Origin of the sequence: Oceanococcus sp. HetDA_MAG_MS8, assembly GCA_019192445.1 — a bacterium.
In the GTDB taxonomy this organism is placed as follows: domain Bacteria; phylum Pseudomonadota; class Gammaproteobacteria; order Nevskiales; family Oceanococcaceae; genus MS8.
On record JAHCMK010000001.1, the window covers coordinates 180273 to 203986 of the forward strand.

Annotated in this window: 23 protein-coding genes; 22 read left to right on the top strand and 1 reads right to left on the bottom strand. The window is 60.5% G+C overall.

What is annotated here, in order from left to right:
- Positions 1 to 26: 26 nt before the first annotated feature.
- The 14 genes from KI787_00805 (at position 27) to KI787_00870 (ending at position 13269) form a co-directional block, all read left to right on the top strand.
- A complete protein-coding gene (locus KI787_00805) occupies positions 27 to 824 on the top strand; it encodes a MotA/TolQ/ExbB proton channel family protein (GenBank protein MBV6628468.1) in 798 nt (265 codons plus the stop codon).
- On the top strand, positions 821 to 1333 hold the full coding sequence (locus tag KI787_00810; GenBank protein ID MBV6628469.1) for a MotA/TolQ/ExbB proton channel family protein: 513 nt from the start codon (positions 821 to 823) through the stop codon (positions 1331 to 1333). The genes KI787_00805 and KI787_00810 overlap by 4 nt, the downstream gene beginning before the upstream one ends.
- On the top strand, positions 1333 to 1737 hold the full coding sequence (locus KI787_00815; GenBank protein MBV6628470.1) for a biopolymer transporter ExbD: 405 nt from the start codon (positions 1333 to 1335) through the stop codon (positions 1735 to 1737). Before KI787_00810 ends, KI787_00815 begins: the two co-directional genes overlap by 1 nt.
- Position 1738: 1 nt before the next feature.
- Positions 1739 to 2407 carry an energy transducer TonB gene (locus tag KI787_00820; protein ID MBV6628471.1) on the top strand — a complete coding sequence of 223 codons (669 nt, stop codon included), beginning with the start codon at positions 1739 to 1741 and terminating at the stop codon, positions 2405 to 2407.
- Between the two features lie 47 nt (positions 2408 to 2454).
- Positions 2455 to 4977 (top strand): DUF1329 domain-containing protein, encoded by a 2523-nt coding sequence (locus tag KI787_00825; protein ID MBV6628472.1) that lies wholly within the window; start codon positions 2455 to 2457, stop codon positions 4975 to 4977.
- A 137-nt stretch (positions 4978 to 5114) separates the two neighbouring features.
- Positions 5115 to 6464, top strand: coding sequence for an AarF/ABC1/UbiB kinase family protein (locus tag KI787_00830; GenBank protein MBV6628473.1), 1350 nt, complete (start codon positions 5115 to 5117; stop codon positions 6462 to 6464).
- 173 nt (positions 6465 to 6637) lie between these two features.
- On the top strand, positions 6638 to 7132 hold the full coding sequence (locus KI787_00835; GenBank protein MBV6628474.1) for a DUF2505 domain-containing protein: 495 nt from the start codon (positions 6638 to 6640) through the stop codon (positions 7130 to 7132).
- 3 nt (positions 7133 to 7135) lie between these two features.
- Positions 7136 to 7372 carry a DUF2970 domain-containing protein gene (locus tag KI787_00840; GenBank protein ID MBV6628475.1) on the top strand — a complete coding sequence of 79 codons (237 nt, stop codon included), beginning with the start codon at positions 7136 to 7138 and terminating at the stop codon, positions 7370 to 7372.
- On the top strand, positions 7369 to 8823 hold the full coding sequence (pcnB, locus tag KI787_00845; GenBank protein MBV6628476.1) for a polynucleotide adenylyltransferase PcnB: 1455 nt from the start codon (positions 7369 to 7371) through the stop codon (positions 8821 to 8823). Before KI787_00840 ends, pcnB begins: the two co-directional genes overlap by 4 nt.
- Entirely contained in the window at positions 8820 to 9317 is a 498-nt protein-coding gene (gene folK / locus KI787_00850) for a 2-amino-4-hydroxy-6-hydroxymethyldihydropteridine diphosphokinase (GenBank protein MBV6628477.1), read from the top strand. Before pcnB ends, folK begins: the two co-directional genes overlap by 4 nt.
- A 77-nt stretch (positions 9318 to 9394) precedes the next feature.
- Entirely contained in the window at positions 9395 to 10222 is an 828-nt protein-coding gene (gene panB / locus KI787_00855; protein MBV6628478.1) for a 3-methyl-2-oxobutanoate hydroxymethyltransferase, read from the top strand.
- 7 nt (positions 10223 to 10229) lie between these two features.
- Positions 10230 to 11090, top strand: coding sequence for a pantoate--beta-alanine ligase (gene panC, locus KI787_00860; GenBank protein MBV6628479.1), 861 nt, complete (start codon positions 10230 to 10232; stop codon positions 11088 to 11090).
- A 100-nt stretch (positions 11091 to 11190) separates the two neighbouring features.
- Entirely contained in the window at positions 11191 to 11571 is a 381-nt protein-coding gene (locus KI787_00865; GenBank protein MBV6628480.1) for an aspartate 1-decarboxylase, read from the top strand.
- A gap of 174 nt (positions 11572 to 11745) precedes the next feature.
- Positions 11746 to 13269 (top strand): glucose-6-phosphate isomerase, encoded by a 1524-nt coding sequence (locus KI787_00870; GenBank protein ID MBV6628481.1) that lies wholly within the window; start codon positions 11746 to 11748, stop codon positions 13267 to 13269.
- Positions 13270 to 13291: 22 nt separating this feature from the next.
- Here KI787_00870 and queG read toward each other — a convergent pair whose 3' ends face one another.
- Entirely contained in the window at positions 13292 to 14356 is a 1065-nt protein-coding gene (queG, locus tag KI787_00875; GenBank protein ID MBV6628482.1) for a tRNA epoxyqueuosine(34) reductase QueG, read from the bottom strand.
- Between the two features lie 34 nt (positions 14357 to 14390).
- On the opposite strand from queG, the gene KI787_00880 reads away from it, so the two are divergent.
- The 8 genes from KI787_00880 (at position 14391) to hflK (ending at position 23712) form a co-directional block, all read left to right on the top strand.
- Entirely contained in the window at positions 14391 to 15821 is a 1431-nt protein-coding gene (locus tag KI787_00880; protein ID MBV6628483.1) for an NAD(P)H-hydrate dehydratase, read from the top strand.
- Positions 15812 to 16300, top strand: coding sequence for a tRNA (adenosine(37)-N6)-threonylcarbamoyltransferase complex ATPase subunit type 1 TsaE (tsaE, locus tag KI787_00885; protein ID MBV6628484.1), 489 nt, complete (start codon positions 15812 to 15814; stop codon positions 16298 to 16300). The genes KI787_00880 and tsaE overlap by 10 nt, the downstream gene beginning before the upstream one ends.
- A 100-nt stretch (positions 16301 to 16400) precedes the next feature.
- On the top strand, positions 16401 to 17759 hold the full coding sequence (locus tag KI787_00890) for an N-acetylmuramoyl-L-alanine amidase (GenBank protein MBV6628485.1): 1359 nt from the start codon (positions 16401 to 16403) through the stop codon (positions 17757 to 17759).
- Positions 17760 to 18003: 244 nt separating this feature from the next.
- Positions 18004 to 19851 (top strand): DNA mismatch repair endonuclease MutL, encoded by a 1848-nt coding sequence (gene mutL / locus KI787_00895; protein MBV6628486.1) that lies wholly within the window; start codon positions 18004 to 18006, stop codon positions 19849 to 19851.
- A 70-nt stretch (positions 19852 to 19921) separates the two neighbouring features.
- Positions 19922 to 20809 carry a tRNA (adenosine(37)-N6)-dimethylallyltransferase MiaA gene (miaA, locus tag KI787_00900; protein MBV6628487.1) on the top strand — a complete coding sequence of 296 codons (888 nt, stop codon included), beginning with the start codon at positions 19922 to 19924 and terminating at the stop codon, positions 20807 to 20809.
- Positions 20810 to 20926: 117 nt separating this feature from the next.
- Positions 20927 to 21181 carry an RNA chaperone Hfq gene (gene hfq, locus KI787_00905; GenBank protein MBV6628488.1) on the top strand — a complete coding sequence of 85 codons (255 nt, stop codon included), beginning with the start codon at positions 20927 to 20929 and terminating at the stop codon, positions 21179 to 21181.
- 79 nt (positions 21182 to 21260) lie between these two features.
- On the top strand, positions 21261 to 22559 hold the full coding sequence (gene hflX / locus KI787_00910; GenBank protein ID MBV6628489.1) for a GTPase HflX: 1299 nt from the start codon (positions 21261 to 21263) through the stop codon (positions 22557 to 22559).
- 19 nt (positions 22560 to 22578) lie between these two features.
- Positions 22579 to 23712, top strand: coding sequence for an FtsH protease activity modulator HflK (gene hflK, locus KI787_00915; protein MBV6628490.1), 1134 nt, complete (start codon positions 22579 to 22581; stop codon positions 23710 to 23712).
- Positions 23713 to 23714 lie beyond the last annotated feature (2 nt).

Genomic DNA, 23714 nt, shown 5'->3' on the forward strand with positions numbered 1-23714 from the left:
GAGATGTTCAGGGTGATCTGCAGCCCATGCGCGTCACTCGCTATGGGGGATTTGCATTGCGCAGTCAGGATGGTCAGTACCTGCGTTGGCGTGGTGGCCGCAGTGCGCCGGAGTTGATTGCTCGGCAGCCTAAGCCTGGTTTGGCGGAGCGGGTCGCTGGGGCATCCGTTGAGGGCTTGATTATTGACCCTACGGGCGGCTTGCTGCTGGGTTTGCAGCAGTCCAAACCTAGCCTGCGCGAGAGAATTGCCCAAGGTGGTGTGATTGGCTTCGTGATCTTGGGGCTCGGTGCCCTCGGTCTGCTGCTGGGCTTGGTTCAGTGGCTGTACTTGCTCGTTGTCGGGGCTAAGGTTAACCGTCAGCTCAAGCAGCCCGGCCAAGCGCAGGCCAACAATCCTTTGGGCCGAGTCTTAGCCTTAAGGCAGAGCGGGGCGGGGCGGGACTTTTCCTCGCTAGAGCTGGCGGCCGATGAGGCTGTGATGCGCGAAGTTCCGCGGCTAGAACGGCTGCAGGATACGGTGCGTTTGTTGGCCGCTGTTGCGCCCTTGCTGGGCCTGCTGGGCACGGTGACGGGCATGATCGAAACCTTCCAGGCCATTACCCTGTTTGGAACCGGTGATCCAAAATTGATGGCCGGTGGAATCTCGCAGGCCTTGATGACAACCGTGTTGGGTCTAGTGGTGGCCGTACCCTTACTGTTCTTACATAGCTTGGTGGTGGCTCGCAGCCGCAGCATTGTTCAGGTGCTGGATCAGCAAAGTGCCGGCTTATTGGCCGAGCTTCGTGAAGACCAGGCCCAAGTATTGACACCGGAGGTGGCATGAACCCTTTGGTGTCTGTGGCGACCTTAGTGGACCGCGGCGGGCCCTTGCTGCCAGCCTTGTTCCTCACTGCAACAGTGCTCTTCGTGTTGGTCTTCGAGCGTTACTGGGAACTGTGGTTGGCATGGCCGAGGCTACGCCGACGCTGGGTGCAGGCCTGGCAGCAGCGTGGCGAGCGCGGTACGCAAGCGGCTCACCGGGTGCGCGAGGCGCTTATCTCAAAGGCCGCATTGCGTTTGGAGTCCAGCCTGCCTGTGCTCACTGCATTGGTCGCCATTTGCCCGCTCTTGGGTTTGTTGGGGACGGTCACCGGCATGATGTCCGTTTTTGATGTGATGGCGGTTGCCGGCACTGCCGAGCCGCGGGCTATGGCGGCAGGCATTTCTCGTGCAACTCTGCCCACCATGGCGGGCATGGTGATTGCCCTGCCGGGATTGTTTTTTCTGACCCGGCTGCGAAGCAGTGTCCGCCGTGCGGTGCATGCCTTCGCCGACTCTTTGGACTTCGACTGATGGCATCTCGACGTCATGATCGCCGTGAAGCCGAGCAGGGGGTGGACCTCACGCCTATGCTCGATATCGTCTTCATCTTGCTCATCTTCTTCATCGTGACGACCAGCTTTGTCCGCGAGGCCGGCGTGGAGGTGAATCGGCCCCAAGCGGCAAGTGCGCAAAAGCAGGCTGCGACGAGTATTTATGTTGCGGTGACGCCCGAGGGCGAGATTTGGGTAGACCGGCGTCAGGTGCGCTTGGCGGGGCTGCGTGCTGCGGTGGCGCGTATTCGGTTGGAGAACCCGGAAGCCACTGGCGTCATCCAGGCGGATGCCGATGCTCGGCACGGGCTGGTGGTGGCAGTGATGGATGAGCTGCGCTTAGCCGGTGTGCGTGAGATCGCTGTGGCGGCTGACGGGCCCTGATATGCGTTGGTTGACGCTGCCTGTACTCGCCGTCCTGGCTGTGTTTGGCCTGTTTTGGCTGATGCACTGGTTGGTGCTGCCGCCAGAGGGGGCTGCCACGCAGGACGCCGATCAAGCTTTGATCACCGTGGCACCGCCGCCGCCGGATACTCCGGAGCAGGATGCGGCCAGCAGTGAGCCTGTGGAAGCGCCCCCAGCGCCGCCGCAAATGCCAGCGATAGCGATGACCATGGATGTGGCCATGCCCGTCGATATGCCCACATCGGATGTGAGCGAGCTGAGATTGGCGGAACCCACGGTAGAGGTGGGTGGCAGTGCGGTGGGTTTGGAGGGGTTTGGCGGCTTTGCCCCTGGCCGAGCCGGGCGCGGCAGCGGGCGCGGGCAGCGCATCAATGGCGACACGCTCGTGCCCTTATCGACAGCGCGACCGCAAATTCCCAGGGAGGCCTTTGAGGCGGGGATTGAGGGTTGGGTGGAGGTGGTGTTCTACGTCACGGCGCAAGGGCGAGTCACCAATATTCGTATTGTGGACGCCGAGCCCAAGGGCGTATTTGAAGCCGCCATGGTTGCCTCGGTGAAACATTGGATTTACCCACAGTCGGCTGGTGCCCGTGAGGTTCAACAACGCTTTGAGTTCAAGCTTGAAGACTATCAATACAACTGGAATTGAGTGGGTGCAGCGCACCCCTGTCAGGCATGCCAAGGGATTTGGCTGTCATGACTAGCCATGGGTATACGCAGATTTTGGGGCCTGCCTTGCTGCTGTTGGTGGCGTTGTTTCCCCCGGTTGTGTGCGGGCAGCAGTATCGCAGTGAGGCCAAGGGCATCTCGCAAAGCGAAATCGACAAGGCCGAGCGGGGCTATGACGCCGAGGCGGCGTTGCAAACCACCACCGATCCCTATGCGCGCAGCATGCTACTGGCGCAAATTGCTGCGGAGGCGGCGGCGCAGGGAGACCCAGAGCAGGCTTATGCCCGCATACAGCAGGCCTTGGAGTTGGATGCTTTGTCCGGCTTTGCTCAGCAGCAGCTGCGTCAGCAAGCAGGCTTGCTGGCGGCGCGCTTGGGCAAAGACTTGGAGGTCATTCGTCTATTAAAAGGAGCCAACGATCCGGTGGCTATACGCCAACTGGTAGCGGCTTATGCGCGCAAAAAACGCTGGCGTGAGGCGGCGTCTGCGGTGAGTCAGTTACTCGACCAGGCCAAACCCAGCACTGATGATCGTTTGTTAGACGCACAGGTCGCTGCGGGTCTGGGGGATTGGTCTCGGGTTTTGCAGCGCACAGAAGAAGTGCTCAACGCGCAGCCGCAACTGGCGGCGGCCTGGATGCTGCGTATTCGGGCCCAGCTTCAGCGGGGCCAAATCCAAGCAGCCTTGGCCAGCCGCCGTGCGGCTTGGCGTCTGCGAGTATTAGTGGGGCCGGAGCAGCGCTTAGGACTGGTTGGCGATTTTGCCAAGGCCGGTGTGCCGCTGGCTGCGGCAAGCTTGTTGGAGGAGGGCTTGGCTCAAGAGGAGATTGAATCCAACCCCGAACGTCTGGATCAACTGGCAGCACTGTGGCTGCAAGCGCGTGAATATGCGGCGGCTAGGCCTGTTCTGGAGGAAAGATTGCGCCTGGCGCCTTCCGCTGAGGCATCTTTGCAGTTGGGTCAGATTGCACTCAATGCCGGTGATTGGTCCTTGGCAGCACGGCACCTGCGCGCCACGCAGCGACTGCCGGATCCGCAGCGCCGCGCGGCCGCAGCCATGTTGTTGGGGCAGGCGGAGTTTCAGTTAGGGCGCACCCAGGCGGCAGTTCGAGCATTTCAAAACGCCACAGCCCACGCCCGTTATCGTTCCAGCGCCCAGCAATGGCTGGATTATTTACGCAGTGGTGACGCATCCGCCAGCGCCGTTGCGGGGCAGTCTATTCGGCAAGCAGACGCCGTGCGTCAACGGGGTCAGCGGCTCAGCGGGCTGGGCGCTAATCGCCGTCAGCAGCCACAGGTTCAGGGCTTTACCCCAGTGGGCGCTCAGGCTCCCGGAAATGCCGAAGGTCAAATTCCAGCATGGACCGGCGGCCTACCGAGCACGCAGGAGGTCGGTGACAACCCTTTCGCCGACGAGCAGCCCTTAGCCGTGGTTCAGGCCGACAATATGGATGATTGGCTGCCGTGGTTATCGGATGGCCACCGGGTCTTGCTGCAGCGCTACCCTGAGTTTCGAATGCCGGTGTATCCCAGCCGGCGCAGCGTGGCTTATCCAGATCCCATCTATTCCGCGACACAAAAGAATCGTGGGCGGGCCCGCCTGCTAGGCTCTGATGCGATCAGCGGGGCGCGTTTAGGTTTTCCGTTTCCGGCGCCGGAGTCCGGGGTGGAGGCGATGTGGAATCACCGCCTGCGCTGGCGCGGTGAAGCCATGCGCCGAGAATCGAATCAAGCCGTGGTGGGCGGCAATGGCGAGATCCGCAACGTGCTTGTTCAGGGCGAAGAGATTTTGGCCCGTTACGCCAGCATTGCAGACCCGGCTGATCTCAGCCAGGAAAACATCTTGCTGTATTACCTCACCACGTTTGGCAGCAGTTTGCGGGTGCCAGATTTCACGGTCGTGGTCCATGAGTCGGCGAACTCTTTGGAACGGGATCGCGCCATTTGGGCCCTACCACGCAGCTATAAAAAGATGTTTCGCATTCCCCCTGTGGGTTATGACAATCCTTTCCCGGGGGCAGAAGGGCTGTTCTACATCGATATGGTCGATATGTATAACGGCGCCTTTGATCACTACGATTGGAAGCTCGCAGGCAAGCGCGAGATGCTCATTGGCTATAACGCCTTCAAGGCTCAGCAATATGGGCCGCGGGCCGGAGCCGATGGCCTATTGCATGCCACGGCTCTGAACTCGGAGGCGTTGCGCTATGAAATTCACCGGGTGTGGGTAGTGGAGGCGACCGAGCGCGGCGGAAAGAGCCACGCTTTTGGCGTGCGTCGTTTTTACCTGGATGAAGATTCCTGGAACGTGGTGTTGGTGGAAAACTTCGACCGGGCCGGGCAAATGTGGCGGGTTCAAGAGGGTCATCTGCTGCCCAATCCCGTGATCCAGTCCGCCGATTGTGCTCCGGTTGTCACCTACGACGTGCAAGACGACAAATACTTTGTCCAGCGTATGACAGCGGATTTCGGTCCAGCGCAAGTGCTGGATCCTCCGCCTAGCGTGCGCGAGTTCCGCCCCAGCAATGTCAAAAACCGCTATGCCCGTTGATGGTCCATCTGAGGGGAGCGCCTCTGTGGCGGTCAAATGCGGGCCATTGGATTGAGACCCTGCTGCGCTAGAGTGTCCAGCGCCAGCTAGGCTGTGCATGGCAAAATGAGGGCTGAGCTTGGGATCGCAGTGCATGCATGAGTGATAAACCCCGCGAGCTAGCGCGGCTAAGAACGCGCCCGCTGGAACGCAATTGGGCCATGACCCGCATGGGGTTGGGAACAGGGTTCCGAGCCGCTGGCCATGTGATGGCGAATTTGTTTCGCGATGAGGATGCCCGCGAGGCCTCAGACCGCGACTTCTACGCCGAAGAGGCGCGGCGCTTGGTCCAAGAGATGGGGCAACTCAAGGGCTCCATCATGAAGGCTGGACAAATGCTGTCCTTGTATGGCCAGTACTTCATGCCGCCTGAAGCCGTCGATATCTTGGCCAGCTTGCAGGATGACACCGATCATGTGGGCTGGGATGTGGTGGGTCCGGTGCTGGATCAATCCCTGGGGCCGGAACGTCTGGCGGAGCTGGACGTAGAACGCGTGCCCATCGCGGCGGCATCTTTGGGCCAAGCCCATCGCGCCACCGTGCATGACACTGGCGACACGCTTTGCATCAAAGTGCGGTATCCCGGAGTGGATGCTGCGATTGACTCTGATATTCGCACCATTGCTCGCTTGCTGGGTTTTTCGCGGTTGGTGCCCAAAGGCCTATCCCTAGAGCCGGTGTTGACAGAAGTGCGGGAGATGCTGCACCGGGAAGTCGATTATTTGCATGAGCGAGAGGTGCTGGAGAGTTATCGGGAACGCTTAGCGGACGATGTCCGCTTTGTAGTGCCTCGAACCTACAGCCGCTATAGCAGTAGTGAAGTGCTGAGCATGAGCTTCGAACACGGCATCTCGCTGAAGGCGAGCGCGGTGGCGGAACTCGGCGCTGCGCGCCGTGAGCGCCTAGCGCAGGCCTTGCTGTGGTTGTTCTTGCAAGAGTTTTTTGTATGGAGACAGGTGCAAACCGACCCGCATTACGGCAACTACCGCTTGCGCCTGGATGATCAAGGTGCCGACCAATGGGTGCTATTGGATTTTGGCGCAACGCGCAGCTTTTCTCCGGGCTTTGTGCGCGACTATGCTCGCATCGTACGGGGCGCTTTGGAGGATGATCGTGAGGAGGTTCTGCGCGGCGCTGTGGGCATTGGACTGATGCGGAGTTATTTCCCTGAGCCGGTGTTGCAGGCCTTCTTTGAGCTGACGCGGCTCATCGTTGAGCCTTTTTGTCAGGGAGAGTACGACTGGGGGCGCTCGGACCTACCCCAGCGCGTAAGTCAGGCGGTGGCGCGGAATGCCTTGACCCGCCATTTCAAGATTCCGCCCCGCGAAATCGTGTTCTTGCATCGGCGTCTGGCGGGAGTGTTCATTACCCTGAATCGCCTCCAGGTGCGCTTAGATGGTCGGCGCATGCTGGAGGATGCCCTGTCTGTCGCGGAAACCATCGAGTAATCTATGCCCGGTGCTTTGGGGACTGATCAGGTCTGGTTGCGCAGCGCGCGGCTGAGCCTGAGGCATAGCTCTCAAGCGTCGGTGCAGAAGGCCTCGGCCCAGCTAGGGGCAGAGCAGAGGAGACCAGGCATGTACGCCATGTCGACAACAACAAACAATAGAGGACTGTAGCTATGGCTCATCGTTTTGATGACGTACAAACATTCGAGCAAGACGCCGATACCATTTTTGGTATGTTTTGCGACCCGGAATACTTTGCAAAAAAGTACGCCCAAACCGCTGTTGAACACGAGATTCTCGAGGCTAGCTCGAATGACCAGAGCTTTAGCATTAAAGCGAAGATGAAAATGCGTTCGGACGCTCCGGTGCCTGGGTTTGCCAAGAAGTTTGTGAGTGACACCATGACCGTGGAGCAAACAGATACCTGGGATAAAACCACCCGCACAGGACATCTAGAAATTCATATTCATGGCGCCCCGATTACGGTCAAGGCAGCCATGGAGCTCGTCGATACCGACCGGGGCGCCGAAAACCGCATGCACTGGGAAGTGGTGTGCAAAGTCCCTTTGGTGGGCTCTAAGCTCGAGAAGATGCTGGAAGATGACATTCGCCACAAGGCACCGCGTGACTTGGAAGTTAGTCGTGCGCTCGCCAAGGACTACGCCTAATTTATGACCGAGCCTGCTGACCAGACGAAATCTCAAGACGCACCCAGCTGGGTGCAGGTGATGTGGTCGACCCTGGCTGCATTCTTCGGAGTGCAGTCCTCACAAAATCGTGAGCGCGACTTTAGCCGTGGTAAAGCCAGTCATTTCATTGTGATGGGATTACTCATGACGGCTGCGTTTATTGCTGTGGTTGTGGGCGCGGTGAAATTGGCGCTGCATTTCGCAGCCACTGGCGCATGAGCGCGCTCACCCCCACTGGTCAGTCGGCAACTCGGTACACTCTGGGCCTGATTTTTCGTTGGCTACGCCGTTGGCGTGATCGCCTGCTATCTACTTCTACCACGGACCATGCTTTGACCGCTGAGCCCGTCAAAATCCCGCGTGATCAACACCCCATATCACGCAAAAACATTTCCCGTGCGGCGCTGAAGGTGCTCTATGGCTTGCATGAGGCAGGTTTTCAGGCCCTGTTAGTCGGCGGTGGGGTGCGTGACCAACTGCTGGGTATGCAGCCCAAAGATTTCGACGTGGCAACGGATGCCAGTCCGGAGCAGGTCAAAGCGGTCTTTCGGCGCTGTCGACTCATTGGCCGTCGCTTCCGATTGGCCCATGTGCGCTTTGGTGACGAGATTATCGAGGTGGCCACCTTCAGGGCTGCTCCAAGAACACCGGATGAGGGGGAGGACGACAATAGCGCCGATGGTCTGCATGAGCAGGACGACAGCGGGCGCATCTTGCGCGACAACGTCTATGGCAATTTAGAGCAGGACGCGGTGCGCCGCGATTTCACCATCAACGCCTTGTACTACGACATTGCCGACTTCAGCATTGTCGACCACGTAGGCGGAATGGCCGACTTGGAGCAACGACGTCTGCGATTGATTGGTGATCCTGAAACCCGATATCGCGAAGACCCTGTGCGCATGCTGCGCGCCATGCGCTTCGCCGCCAAATTAGACTTCAATATTGACCCGGCGGCGGCTAAGCCCATTGCTAGTTTGCGTCCTTTATTGCTCGATGTGCCGCCGGCGCGGATTTTCGATGAGCTGCAAAAGATGCTCCTTTGCGATCATGCGCAGGCCTGCTTTGCAGCCTTGGTGCGCTACGACATGTTGGCCTTACTGCTGCCGCCAGTCGCGGCGCTGCTAGATCAGCCGAAGGTTCGCCCGTTCATCGATGCCGCCCTGGCCAGTACCGAGAGTCGAATTCGTCAGAACAAGCCGGTGAGCCCGGCCTTCTTGCTGGCTTGCATGCTCTGGTTCCCCATGCTCAAACGTCAGCAGCAGCATCTCGACCAGGGCTTGCCGCCAATGCAGGCTTTGTCTGCAGCCGCCGATGAGGTTTTTGCCCAGGTCTTACCACGGGTCGCTGTGCCGCGGCGGTTTTCGGCCATGGTCAATGAGATCTGGCACCTACAGCACCGATTTCATCAACGGCGCGGTAAGCGCCCCTATCGTTTGCTGGAGCATAAGCGCTACCGCGCTGCTTGGGACTTCCTCGAGCTGCGCGCCGAGGTTGGGGACGCCGAGGCCGAGCTACCGGGGTGGTGGGATCATTTCGCTAATGCGCAAGGCGAGGATCGATCACAACTTCAGGAGCAGGCGGGTGGTTCCGCAGAGGGGGCGCCGTCTAGGCGTCGACGGCGGCGCCGGCGTAAGCCGCGTGGCGGGGCGAACACCTCCGAGTCGTGACGCCCTTCGTCATCGGGCTAGGCGCCAATTTGGGTCAGCCTGAACGCCAGCTACAGGCGGCGCTAGACCGGCTTGAGGCCCATCAATCGGTGGTACTTGGCGCGGTCTCTGATTTTGTCCGCAGCCCGCCGATGGCCGGCATGGACCAACCGGATTACTGTAATGCCGTGGCATTGGGGTCCACCACATTGGACGCCATGGCTCTACTCACGCTCCTACAGGAGATTGAGCACGAGCAGGGTCGTCGACGCGACCGACCCCGCTGGTCAGCTCGGGTCCTGGATTTAGATTTGCTGATGTTCGCCGACGAAGAGCGCAGTAGCTCTTCGCTAACGCTGCCACACCCTGGGATCGCCGAGCGCAATTTTGTGGTCCTACCATGGCTGAGCGTGGACCCTAAGGCGCAGCTCCCCGACGGTCGTCGTCTGGCAGACCTCGCCCAGGGTATGTCTTCTCTGCCGCCCTGGGGTGGTCCTCAGGTGCGCACGGCCTAGGTCCGGCAGTGTTTCCAAGCTCCGCTGCCCGCTCGTCGTATCATGTAGGGCTGATTTCGCTTTAGCGGACACTTTCTATGTACCCCAATCCACGACCCACAGGGGAGCGCCCCCTGACCTTGCAAGATTTTCGCCGAATGCATGATTCTGGCGAGAAGATCGCCTGTCTCACCGCCTACGACGCGAGTTTTGCGCGTTTGGTGGACGGGGCCGGCGTGGAAATTGTGTTGGTGGGTGATTCCCTGGGTATGGTCGTGCATGGCCAGGGCACCACCGTCAGCGTGCGCACCCAAGATATCGTCTATCACAGTAGGGCGGTATCAGCCGGTCTGTCACGCGCGTTCCTGATGGCGGATATGCCGTTTTTGAGTTTCGCTACACGTGACCAGGCCATTAGCTCTGCCCAAGCATTGATGCAGGAAGGCGGGGCGAAGATGGTCAAGTTAGAAGGCGGCGCTATCCAGGCGGATATTGTCGAATTTCTGACTCAGCGTGGCGTGCCGGTGTGCGGCCATCTCGGTCTGCAACCACAGCTCATTCATAAGCTGGGTGGGTTCAAGGTACAAGGTCGTGACGATGCCCTGGCTGCTCAAATGCGTGAGGATGCTCGTGTGCTAGAGCAGGCTGGTGCGGACATGCTGCTGATCGAGTGCGTGCCATCTGGGCTAGCGGGCAGTATTACCGAGGCCGCTGGCGTGCCTGTGATCGGTATTGGCGCAGGCCCTGATGTGGATGCACAAATCCTGGTGATGCATGATGTTTTGGGAGTCAGCCGCGGCCGTGTGCCGCGCTTCGTGAAGAATTTTCTCAGTGGCCGAGATGACGTCGAAGAGGCTTTCCGCGCCTATGTTCAGGCGGTAAAGAGTGGCGAGTTCCCCGCGCCGGAGCACGGCTTTGGTGACTAGTCCGGACCTGCCGCTATGGCGGCAACCGCTGCCACTGCGTGAGCAGATCCAGCAGTGGCGCAAACAGGGTGAGCGGATAGCTTTAGTGCCCACCATGGGCTGCCTGCATGCGGGCCATTTGGCCCTGGTCGAACGTGCGGCGGAGCTCTGCGATCGGGTGGTGGTCTCGATTTTCGTCAACCCGCTGCAGTTTGCTGCAGGCGAAGATTTGGAACGCTATCCGCGAACTTTGGAGGCTGATTACCAAGCCTTACTGGATGCTGGTGACTGCGACGCCGTGTTCGCTCCAGCTGAGCACACCCTCTATCCTCATGGACGTGCGGGAATCACGCAGGTTCACGTGCCGGACATCTCTAGCCGTCACTGCGGCGCCTTTCGCGATGGTCACTTCGACGGGGTGACCACCGTGGTGGCTTTGTTATTCAACATGGTCGCTCCCGACGTGGCAGTGTTTGGCGAAAAGGATCGTCAGCAGCTGTACTTGATCTCGCGGATGGTGCGCGACCTGCATATCCCAGTGGATGTGGTTGGCGTTCCGACCGTCCGTGAGGCAGATGGCTTGGCGATGAGCTCGCGTAATCGCTATTTGAGCGCGGCGCAGCGGGAGCAGGTTGGCGTCTTTCCCCAGCAGTTGGATTGGCTGCAGCAGCAGAGCCATGATGGTGAGCTTGGCTGGGCTGAGGCGCGTCGCCGCGCCTGGGCTACGTGGGAAGAAGCGGGCCTAGAGCCAGATTACCTGGACTTGGTCAACGCAGACTTTGAGCCCGTTGATCAATGGGTTGCCGGTGGCGGCTACGTCTTGGCTGCGGTCAAAATTGGCAACGCCAGGCTGATCGATAATCGGGCGTTGCGCAACGCAACATCTTGAACCAAAGTGGCAGTCTGATTACACTCCGCGACCCGATGAAGATTCTGGGCGAAATTTCGTCCTGCCATTGACTGCGGAATTCAACCGAGGACGTTGTGCCATGCACCTGACCCTGTTAAAAGCCAAGCTTCACCGCGCCTGTGTGACGCATGCCGAGCTCGACTACGAGGGCTCCTGCGCGATCGACGACGACCTCCTGCAAGCGGCGGGCATCCGCGAGTACGAGCAGATTCAGATTTATAACCTCAGCAATGGCGAGCGCTTCGAAACCTACGCCATTCGGGCCGAGGCCGGCTCCAAGGTGATTTCCGTCAACGGTGCGGCCGCGCACAAGGCGGGCGTGGGCGATCGGGTGATTATTTGCGCTTACGCGGGTATGACCGAAGCCGAAGCGGGGCAGCATAAGCCTCGTTTGGTGTACTGCAATGAGCACAACGACATCACCCACACGCGCTATACCATCCCGGTACAAGCCGCTTAAGCGTAACTACGCTGCACCTGCCTGAGGAGGGCCGGGGGCCCACAACATGTAGAGGGGGTGAGGGCTGCGCTAGCGCCCTCGGGTGAGCGCTTACGCGTTCGATCTCGCGCGCAATCCCAACCCCAGGCCTTGCCGCTGCTGCACGTCTGTGCAGCCTTGCGCTAGGCTCCAGGTATGAACTGGGACACACTTCAACAGCATTACTCTTCGTACGATGTGGACTGGGCCAAGCTCTGCGAGCAACCAGGGCGCAGCCAGCAATGTTCGCGGGTCGCCGCCGGGCTGCGTTTGGACTGGAGTCGGGAACACGTGACCCAGCCCGCGTGGGAGGCTCTGCTGGCCTTGGCTGAACAGCGCGAGGTTGCCCAGCACAGGCAGCGCCAGTGGCAGGGCGATCTGGTCAATTGCACTGAGAATAGGGCGGTTTTGCATGGGGCTTTACGCAGCCCAGAGCGAGGCCCAGCCAGCGTGGCCACGGATATCCAGGCGCAGGAGCAGGCCCTGGAAGATTTGGTCGCGCGTCTCAACCGCGAACAGCCTGATCATGCGGTGTTGCACATCGGTATTGGTGGCTCCGATCTGGGTCCACGACTGGCCGCCGAGGTGGCTGGCATGGTCCAAGAGCCACAACGTTCGCTGTATTTCCTGAATAACTTGGACGATGCCAGTGTGCGGCGTACTTTGCGCCGGCTCGATCCTCGGCGCACCTTGGTGGTGGTGGTTTCTAAATCTTTTGGGACTGCCGAAACCCGCGCGCTGATGGAGCGCTGTACGCATTGGCTGGGTGAAGCGCAGGTGGACCCCGCCCATGCCTTGATCGCGGTCACGGCCAAAACCTCTGCGGCTGTGGATGCGGGGGTGAGCCCGCAGCGGGTTTTGCTGTTGCCTGAATGGGTCGGCGGGCGTTACTCGCTGTGGTCGGCCGTCAGCCTGAGTCTGGCGCTGGCCTATGGCTGTGCGGCGCGTCAGCAGCTACGTGCTGGCGCACAGGCTATGGACACCCATTTTCTGGATGCGCCAATGGGGGATAACTTGCCTGTACTAGGAGCCTTGGTCGGGCTATGGCAGCGGAATGTCCAGCAGTACAACACGCGGGTGGTGGTCCCCTATGCGGACGCTTTAAGGCTGCTGCCGGAGTATTTGCAGCAGTTAGAAATGGAATCCAATGGCAAGTCTGTAGATGCGCAGGGGCGTCCCTTAAGCCATGCTACGGCGCCAGCCACCTTCGGTGGTGTTGGTAGCTGCGTGCAACATGCCTTTTTTCAGTTGCTTCACCAGAGCCAGGATGTGCATCCGGTGGAGTTTGTCTTGCCAGCCGTCTTGCCGGATGTTCCTGCCCAGCTCCAGCAAACGCTGACGGCGCATTGTTTAGCCCAGGCCTGTGCGCTGACTCAGGGGCGCACAGCCTCCGGGGATGATCAAAGCCGGCGCTGTCCTGGAGGTCGGCCCAGCAGCTTGCTACAGCTCGCTCGCTTGGACCTATGGCACCTGGGGGCATTGCTGGCTTACTACGAGCATCGTACTGCCGTGCAAGGTTGGATCTGGGGAATTAATAGCTACGACCAGTTCGGCGTGGAAATTGGCAAAAAGATTGCCGCCGAGGTGGAGCCGGCTTTGGCGGGTGAGGCGGACTACCCGGATGCCGTCGCCGCCGCGGCGGGCGCATGGTACCGCCGATGCCAGGAACACAGCGCTTAGGGCCGCTGCGCAGTTGCGTGGTTTAGGCGGCGTGGGCCCCATGTTGCTTCAGTGCCCACTGGCGCAGCTCTTCCCACCAATCGCAGGCTTCGGGCTCAGCCTGCTGTAGAGCCGCAATCACCTGAGGACTACTAGGGGCATTGCCCAAGGCAATGCACAGGTTTCGCCGCCACCCCAGCCAGCCTGTGCGGCGTATGGGCATGCCGGCCGTGCGGGTTTCAAATTCAGCCGGAGTCCAGTCCCACAGCTCCAGCAACGAGGGGGACTCCAGTCCATGTCGGGCCGCGAAGTCTGAGTGAACGGCAGAGCCAGCCAGCCGGTTCCAGGGACAGACCAACTGGCAGTCATCACAGCCGAAGATGCGGTTGCCGATGGCTAACCGCCATTGTTCCGGGATGGGGCCACGATGCTCGATGGTCCAGTAGGCAATGCAGCGGCGGGCGTCGAGCTCACGAGGGCCGGTGATGGCCGCCGTAGGGCAGGCGGTGATACACGCGGAACACCCTCCACAGCCGTCGCGTAGCGGGGGCTGATCGCTGGCTGGCAAGGGGAGGTCGGTGAGGATTTCACCGAGTAAAAACTGACTTCCGTCCAAGGGGTCGAGTAGCAGGGTGTTCTTGCCGATCCAGCCCAGACTGGCATCGCGCGCCAAGGCCTTTTCTAACAAGGGCGCGCTATCCGTGGCGACGCGGTAGCGCAGCTCGGGGACGGCATCGGCGAGACGCTGCCCTAGCTTTTTGAGCTGCTGGCGCATGCTCTTGTGATAATCGCGCCCCAAAGCGTAGCGCGCGATATAGGCCTTGTTGGGGTCGCCGAGGGTGATCCGAGACTGCCCTTGATCGGCATGCCAATAGGGCCATTTCACGCTGATAATGCTGAGGGTGTTGGGGTGTACACACTGGGGATCTTTGCGGAGTGGCAGGCTGCGCGGAATCCAATCCATGCTGGCATGACGCCCTTGTTCTACCCAGCGTGCCAGTAGCTCGTGATCTTGGTCCAAGTGCATGCGCGAGATCGCCACGCCCGAAAACCCCAAAGCCCTCCCCCAAACCGGTAGCTGCGCGGCCAGCTCCTTGAAGCGTGTCATCTTGTAATCTTGTGCCATGTTCGATTGTGACCCCATGTATTCCGTCGCGCAGGTTCGCCGCATTGACGCGAGCGCCATTGCTCAGCAGGGTGACGACGGTTATGCCTTGATGGAGCAGGCCGGTTATTTTGCCTGGCGTACGCTGCAGCGTGCCTTTCCCCGCGCACGTCGTCTGTGCGTCTTGGCAGGGCCAGGGAATAACGGCGGAGATGCTCTGATCGTTGCAAGGCTGGCCCTGCAGCAGGGGTTGGATGTGCAAGTGTATGCGCTCAGCCCCGCAGCCCAATGGCGCGGGGCTGCCGGCCGCGCCTGGCAGGAGTACAGCAAGGCGGGCGGAGTTCTGTGCACCGATGCGCCCCGCAGCGCGGAGGTGATTGTTGATGGCTTATTCGGCACCGGACTCACACGCAGCTTAAGCGGGCAGGCCGCAGATTGGGTGCAATGGGCTTTGGATCAGAAGGCTGGGGGCAGTGGGGTTCTGGCCTTGGATATTCCGAGTGGCCTGGACGCTGACACGGGGCAGGCCCTAGGGCCAGTGCTTTTCGCTGACCATACCGTGAGCTTTGTGGCGCCTAAGCTAGGGCATGACCTTGGTGACGCTATCGATGCCTGCGGCAGGCTGCATTTCTCCAGCCTGGGCGTGAGCTGGCCGGAGGCATCGCTAGAGGCTCCCCAGGCCTGGCGCGTGCAGACATGTCAACGCCCCGCGCGTTTGCCGGCCACGCACAAAGGCCACTGTGGGCATGTGTTGCTGCTTGCGGGCCGCGGGCAGTTTGCCGGAGCGGGCCGCTTTGCCGCGGGCGGCGCCCTGCGCGCTGGGGCCGGCAAGGTGAGCCAGTTGGTCCAAGATCCGGCAGCGCATCCCCAAGACTGGCCTGAGGTGATGCACCCTTCTTGGTCCGAACTCCCGCAGTTGTTGCCGAGCGTTGATGTCTTGTGTGTGGGGCCAGGCTTGGGCCGCGGGGAGCAGGATCAACCCGGCCTGCCTCCGATGGCGGCAAAGGCGTTGCCCCAGGTATGGGATGCGGACGCGCTGTGGTGGCTGGCGCAGCAGCCCCAGCGTCTCGAGGGGGTGTCGGCTGTGCTGACGCCCCATCCGGGTGAAGCCGCCACCTTGCTGGGGTTGAGCACCGCCGAAGTGCAGGCGGACCGCCTTGGGACTCTGCAGGCTTTGGTGCAGCGGTATCAATGCGTTGTTGTTCTGAAAGGAGCGCGCACCTTGGTTGGCGCCCCTGGAACCACGCCGCGCTGTGTTCCGCAGGGTAATCCAGCGATGGCGACGGGTGGCATGGGGGACGTCTTGGCGGGCCTCATTAGTGGCTTATGGGCGCAGGGTTTGAGTGCATTTGATGCCGCCACCTTCGGCGCCTACTTGCTGGGCCGCGCCGCGGATCGGGCTGCAGACAACATAGGGGCGGCATTGTTGCCACATGATTTGTTAGAGCAGGGGGAGCTGTGGACGTAGGTCAGGTTCATCTGCATTGGGCAGACGCCGAGGCCACCACGCAATGGGGTCTGCGTTTTGGCGAGTACCTGGCCCAGGCCTGGTCGCCATCAGCGCAGCTTCGAGTGGGGTTGGAAGGCGGTCTGGGTGCCGGCAAAAGCCATCTCAGCCGCGCCATTTTGCGAGGGCTGGGGGTCACAGGTGCCATTCCTAGCCCGACCTATAGCCTCCTAGAAACCTACCCGCAGGCAGCGGTGCCCGCGGCCCACATGGACTGGTATCGGCTACATGACGCCCTGGAATTGGACATGTTGGATTGGGAGGGTCTGACTCAGCAATTTCCACTCATTCTTGTGGAATGGCCGAGCCGGCTGCCGGAGCGGCACAGCGACTTCGAGTTATGGGTCGAGCTCGCCGCATCGGGGTCGGGCCGGCAAGCAACTTTGCGTCCACGCTCACCATTTACCAAAGGTTTAGTGAAACAGTTTGATGCGGCTTAGCATAAAACCTTCGCAGGTACCTCTTTTTTAAATAAAAAAGCTTGTGTCACCTTTAAAACTGGCGTAACCTCGACGCGTCTGTTCCCTGGGGGAGCGCGAGATGCGCATGGTGACCTGGCTGCTGTTTCGGCGACCCGCTGCTGTTGTAGCGCGGCTAGCCGTGCTCTGTCTGTGGGTGTCCACAGCACAGGCAGCTAACCTGCACGCCATACAGACCAGCCAGCAAGAGGCGGGCACAACGGCAGTAGAGCTCACATTTGACGAGCCGGTGCAATGGCGCTGGTTCCGCCTGCAAGATCCGCACCGCGTGGTTCTGGACATTCATGCCGCGCAGATCGGCAATGTCGCCCCAAAAGTTGGGGGTATGGTGCGAAACATGCGGTTTGGTCGCCTGGATGACGGCCTGCGCGTGGTGCTCGACTTAGACCAGCAGCCTGGGGAGGTGCGCCTCGCCTCTACCCAGTCCACAGCCTTGACGGTGATGTTGGACTCCGCCGAGCCAGAGCCAGAGCCAGAGCCAGCGGTGCAGGCTGCGATTGAACAGGATGCGGAAACGGTCGCGCCGACGCCCGTGATCACCGCGGTTCAGCGTCCGGTTGTGGTGGTTGTGGACCCTGGCCACGGCGGAAAAGACCCCGGCGCCATAGGCCCCAGTGGCTTACGTGAAGCTCATGTGGCGCTCAGTATTGCGCGCATTTTGCGAGAGGAGCTCCAGCGCTATGGGGGCTATCAAGTCGTTTTGACGCGAGATTCCGATGTGTTTTTGCCCTTGCGCGAGCGCATTCGGGTGGCTCGCGAAGCGGGCGCGGATCTGTTTGTATCGATCCATGCTGACGCATTTGATGATCATCGTGCGCACGGCTCTTCGGTGTACGTGCTCAGCCATCGCGGGGCAAGCTCCGAACATGCTCGCCTGCTGGCGCGGCGTGAAAACGAAGCTGATCTCGTCGGCGGCGTTCAGCTGCAAAGTCGGGATGAGACCCTGGCCGCGGTATTGCTCGATATCTCGATGAATGCCGCTCTGGATGCCAGTACGGATATTGCCTCCAGAGTGCTGCAAGGTCTGGAGACTTTGGGGCCAGTGCATAAATCCAGTGTGCAACGGGCTGGATTTGTGGTTCTGAAAGCGCCAGATGTTCCCTCGATACTGGTGGAGACGGCGTTTATCTCCAATCCACGCGAAGAGCGTCAGTTGGGTAGTTATGCGCACCGTCAGCGTTTGGCCCAGACCCTGGCTGGAGGCATTCGAGATTACTTTCGCGAGTATCGACCGGCGCAGCTGGTCGCGGGTGACGCGCCGGCAGAGCATCTGGTCAGATCCGGAGAGACGCTGTCTGAAATTGCGCAGCAATATGGGCTGAGCGTCGGCGATCTTCGCCGTAGTAATAGTTTGGTCTCGGACCGCATCCGAGTGGGTCAGCGCCTGCGGCTGCCCCTGCAAACGGCGGCCAGACTCTGATTCTGGCTCCGCCGGAGCTCTCTCCAGACACACAGCCCCAAGGTGGGTGACAGGGGCTAGCCTAGCTGCCCAAAGCCGCAGGGCCTGTGCACCAGATTGCTTCAGACGCTGGAGCCTCGCAACGGGACGAGCTCGCTTAAACCCGAGCATCCTGGCTGTCGGGGATTGCTGCACCTTGGGCCGTTTTTGCGGACAACTCTCGGGCGACTTGCTCCCTGACCTCGACTGCGGCAAGGTTCGCGCCATGCCTATTCATGCCCTGCCATCAAACGTCATCAACCAAATCGCGGCTGGTGAGGTGATTGAACGCCCTGCCGCCGTGCTCCGCGAGCTACTCGACAATGCCTTGGACGCCGGCGCCGACCATATCGTCATAGAGGCCCGTGCTGGTGGTGTGGACTTTTTAAGTGTGCGCGATAACGGTGAGGGCATCCCGGCTCACGAGATTCCCTTAGCATTACAGCGTCACGCGACCAGCAAGATTTCCTGCTTGGACGATCTGCAGTCCATTGCCACCATGGGCTTTCGCGGGGAAGCTTTGCCCAGCATCGGGGCGGTCGCAGACCTGCGTATCGTCTCAAGAACACCTGCCGCCGAACACGCGTCGGTTGTGGAGCTGGTCCCTGGGCAGGAGCTTATTGGGCCGTCTCCGGCGCGTGGTCCGGTGGGCACCGAGGTGGCTGTGAGCGGCTTGTTCTCTCGGGTACCCGCTCGGCGCAAGTTTTTGCGCAGTCCGCGCACGGAGTGGAGTCATGTGGAAGCGATGGCCCGGCGGTTGGCATTGGCCAGACCTGGCGTGGCGATTCGCTTGGTGCATAACGATATGGAGGTCTGGAATCACCCTATTCAATCGCTGAGCGAGCGGGTGCGTAGCGTTGTGGGGGAGGGCTTTATGCAGGCGGCGGTGAGCCTGGAGGCCGAGCAAGACGGCTATAGGCTCAGGGGTTACGTGAGTCGCCCGGCATGGTCTAGAACGCAGCCCGACACCCAGTTCTTTTTCTTAAATGGGCGTTATTTGCGGGATCGGCTCGTCGTCGGTGCCCTGCGCGCCGCTTACGCCGAAGTGTTGCACGGAGCTCGCCAACCCGGATATGTGCTGTTCTTAGACATGCCCGGCGAGCGCGTTGACGTCAACGTGCATCCGGCCAAACAAGAGGTGCGTTTTCAGGACGGCCAGCTGGTATTCCGCTTCCTGCGCTCGACGGTGGACGGGGTAATCCGCGCGGATGCCCCTCAGCAGAGGGAGTCAGCACAGACCAGCGCAGCAGCACAGATCAGCGCAGCAGCACAGATGGCGGAGCAGCAGAAGCAGGCCGGGTACGCGGCAGCCACATTGCCCTTGGTGAGCACCCCTACGCCGCAGCAGCGACCATCCCCACTCCGTGTGGCGGAAACCGCAGCCGAGCGCTGGCCCTCGGCCGGGCCAGGGATGCCATCAATGCCGGCTGCGCAGGAACCTGCTGCTCCTCAGCATGGCATGCCAGCTATGGGTCTGGAGGAGCCACCGCTGGGCTTTGCCTTAGGCCAGCTCCATCGCGCATATATCGTCGCTCAGAGCAGCCGTGGGCTCATTTTGGTGGACATGCACGCCGCTCACGAACGTATCGTCTTAGAGCGATTGAAGGCGGCGCTCAGCGGCGATATGTGCCTGGCTCAGCCATTACTGGTCCCCCTCGACCTGGAAGCTTCGTCACAGGAGTTGGCGGCCTTGGATCTTTGTGCGGATTGGCTGCAGCGCTTGGGTTTGGATGTGATGGCCACCGGCCCGCAGTCGATGCGCTTACGCGGGCGGCCTTTGCTGCTGGAAAAGTTTGATCTCGAAGCCTTGCTCCGAGATATTTTGGCAGATGTCCATGCGGCCGAGTCTCCGGATGTGCACCGACTGGAGGCGGCCTTGGATAGCGCCCTGGGTAATCATGCCTGTAAGGCAGGCAGCATTAAGCATGGCCGGGTGTTGAGCCTGAGCGAAATGAACGCTCTGCTAAGGCAGATTGAGGCCACACCCCGAAGTGGCCAGTGCAATCATGGTCGTCCCACTTGGACCGAGCTTCCCTTGGAAGAGTTGGATCGCCTCTTTTTGCGTGGGCGCTAACGTGGGGGCAGAAGGCGCAAGGCCGCCGTTGATCTGTGTGCTGGGCCCGACTGCGAGTGGGAAGACAGCGTTGGCTATTGCCTTGGCGCAGCAGCTTAACGGCGAAATCGTGATTATGGACTCCGCGCAGATCTACGCGGGCGTGGATATCGGCGCCGCTAAACCTACTGCAGCCGAGCAAGCGCAGGTGCCCCATCATTTGTTGGGTGTTTACGCCTGGGAGCAAGTGTGCACGGCGGCTGATTGGGCTACAAGAGCCAGCGCGCATATCGCAGACATCTGCGCGCGGGGGCGGCAGCCCATCCTCTGCGGAGGCACATTTTTGTACCTGCGGGCGCTTATCGAGGGGTTCCATGATTTACCCGCCACTCCGCCTGAGTTACGGCAGCAGTTCCAGCGTGAGCACCAGCGCCAAGGTCAGGCGGCGCTCTATGCCCAGCTGCAGCAGCAGGATCCGCAAACTGCAGCCAGTATTCACCCCAACGACTCCCAGCGCACCCTGCGGGCTCTAGAGATTCTGTCCCTACAAGGTCAGGGCCGGGCCGCCAGCGTGGCCGCTGGGCAAAGGCGTCCTCTCTGGCAGGGCAGCGTGCACAAAATTGCGGTGTTGCCCGGAGATCGCGCGCAGTTGCGCGCGCGAATCGCCCAGCGCTTCGACCAAATGGTGGCCGCTGGGTTGTGGGATGAGGTCAAGGCTATCCGCAGTAGTTCCAACTACAACCCCGACCTACCCGTCTTGAAAGCATTGGGCTATCGCCAATTGTTTGCGGCGCTGGAGGGGCAGGTCTCGGAACAGGAGGCCATCGACAAGGCCATTACTGCCTCCCGTCAGTACGCCAAACGCCAATTGACTTGGTTAAGAAAGGACTCCGAGGTGGTCTGGTTCGACAGTAGTCAGACCAATTGCTATCGCCAGGTCCTCAATTATTTAGAGCAGGCGGGGAACCCTGCGGATTGAGCTTGGTCGCAGGGAGGGCGCATACGGCCCGCGATGGGATTGGTATAGTGCGTATTGCGTGCACCTCATCCGACACAAAAACTACAAGGGCCCCGCTGAGGGCCAACGGAGATCAGCATGTCCAAAGGACACACACTACAAGAGCCTTTTCTGAATGCCCTCCGGCGCGAGCGTGTTCCGGTGGCCATTTTTTTGGTCAATGGCATCAAGCTACAAGGCCAAATTGAATCCTTTGACCAGTTTGTCGTCGTATTACGCAATGCTGTAAGTCAGATGATTTACAAACATGCCATTTCCACCATTGTTCCCCAACGTCAGGTACGTCTAGATTTTGGTAACTCGGACCAAGAACCCCCCGCCGAAACCGACTGAGTCCACCACGCAGGGTGGACTGGCCGCAACCGGCCTCACGCCCGCAGGAGCACCAGCCAAAACTGGGCAGCAAACCGTTTTGCTCGTGGCTGTGGACTTGCCTGGTGGCCGTGGCGTGGCTGGACGTGAAGAGTTTGTGGAGCTGGTTGCGGCTACCGGTAGCCGTATTGCTGGGGTTGTAACCGGAACCCGTCAACGCATCGATCCCGCAAGCTTTATCGGCAGCGGCAAGTTGCAAGACATTGCCCTGCAGGTGGCGGAGCACGACGTTGATGTGGTGGTGTTCAACCACACGCTGAGCCCAGCTCAGGAGCGCAATATTGAAGCGGCTGTCTGCACCCGCGTGTTGGACCGTAACGGTCTGATCCTCGACATTTTTGCTAGGCGGGCGCGTAGCTTCGAAGGGAAGTTGCAGGTGGAGCTGGCGCAGCTTAAGCATCTATCCACCAGGCTGGTGCGCGGCTGGTCGCACTTGGAGCGCCAACGTGGTGGCGTCGGTTTGCGCGGGCCAGGTGAAACTCAGCTTGAAACCGACCGACGGCTGCTGGCCAAGCGCGTGAGCCAAATCGAGCGACAAATCGCCAACGTGCAGCGTGGTCGTGCCCTCAACCGTAGCCGTCGCCAGCGTAATGCCGTGCCTGTAGTGGCTTTGGTGGGTTACACCAATGCTGGCAAATCGACGCTGTTCAATGCTTTGTGTGATGGCGAGGTGTATGCAGCAGACCGGCTGTTCGCCACATTGGATACGACCATTCGCCGGGTCCCGCTGCCGGGGCTGCCAGAAGCGGTCATTGCCGACACGGTTGGGTTTGTCGCAGATTTGCCCCATGCCTTGGTCGCGGCCTTTAAGGCCACTTTGGAAGAAGCTGTTGAGGCCGACCTACTGCTGTTGGTGGTCGACGCCGCAGACCCGCAGCGCGACACCCAGCTTGAGGCCGTGCACGAGGTCCTTGCTGAAATTGGCGCGGACGAGCAGCCCATGCTGCGAGTCGATAACAAAATTGACTTGCTGCCTGCGGGAACGCCGTACACGTCTGAGGTGGAGGATGGGGTCATTCCCAAAGTGGCAGTATCCGCGCGCACAGGCGCTGGCCTGGACGAGCTGCGGCGCACCATTGTGCGCAAGCTTGCAGGGGATATGCAGGATTGGTTATTGGAGCTGCCGCCGCAGGCGGGAGCGGTGATGGCTAAGCTGCACGCGAGCGGCGCAGTGAAGCATAGCCGGGGAACAGATCGAGGCGGGTGGCAGTTGCAGCTGCGTATGCCGACTCAGAGCCTGGATCGTATCTGTGGTGAGCAGGGATGGCCGCAATGGCGGTCTTGGGTCCTTAGCCCGCATGAGCCTGCGTTAGGATCATGCGACAATTCATACTTCTAACTTAGGCAGCAATATCGTTATGGCCTGGAACGAACCCGGCTCGAATAACCCCTGGGATAAACAGGGGCCTCCAGACTTGGAGGATTTGTTTAAAAAGTTTCGCCAGAAATTTGGCGGCGGTGGCGGCGGTAGCCCCAGCGGCGGCCTTCCCATTGGGCTGATTAGCTTCGTTGCTGGCATCGCTTTGGTGGTGTGGCTGTTTTCCGGCTTCTACATCATCCAACCCGGTGAGCGCGGCGTGGTTCTGCAATTTGGCAAGTACCTCACCACCACGGGTGAAGGCCCCCATTGGCATGTGCCGCCCCCGATACAACGGGTAGAGAAGGTCAACGTCGATGGAATCCGCAACGTGACCGACCGCCAGGTCATGCTCACTCAGGATGAAAACATCGTGGACTTGGAGCTGGCTGTGCAGTACCGCGTCAGTGATGCCCAAAAATATTTATTTGAAACCCGTGATCCGGATCTCACCCTGACCCACGCTCTGAAGAGTGCATTGCGCGAGGTGGTCGGGAAGTCCTCCATGGATTTCATCCTGACGGCAGGCCGGGAAGAGGTCGCGGAGCGCACTAAGCTGCTACTGCAGGAAACTCTGGACACCTATTCCACGGGTTTGGTGGTCACCGAGGTCAACATTAAAGATGCTCAGCCACCGGATCCGGTTCAGGGGGCATTCGCCGATGCCATCAAAGCGCGTGAGGACGAGCAGCGACTGATCAACGAAGCCGAGGCCTATGCGAACGAGGTGGTCCCCGTTGCCCGCGGTGAGGCGACCCGTCGCGTCGCCGAGGCGAATGCTTATCAGTCGCGCGTAGTCGAGGCCGCATCCGGTGATGCCAGCCGCTTCACTCAGTTGCTGGAAGAGTACCAGCGTGCCCCAGAGGTCACGCGGGAACGCCTATACCTGGACGCGATGGGGGATGTGTTGAACGGCGCGAGCAAAGTTGTTTTGGATACCGACTCCTCGAATCCTTTGCTCTACTTGCCGCTGGATAAGGTCATGAATCGCCGCCCCAGTGATACGGAGGCGAACGACATGCGCGGGAACGCGAGTCTCAGTCAACAGCTTGGTAAAGCGGCCAGAGATTCTGCCATTCGTTCGCAGCGCTCCAGTAATGGGCGCGAGGCTTCACGTGAGCGGGGGCGTCGCTAATG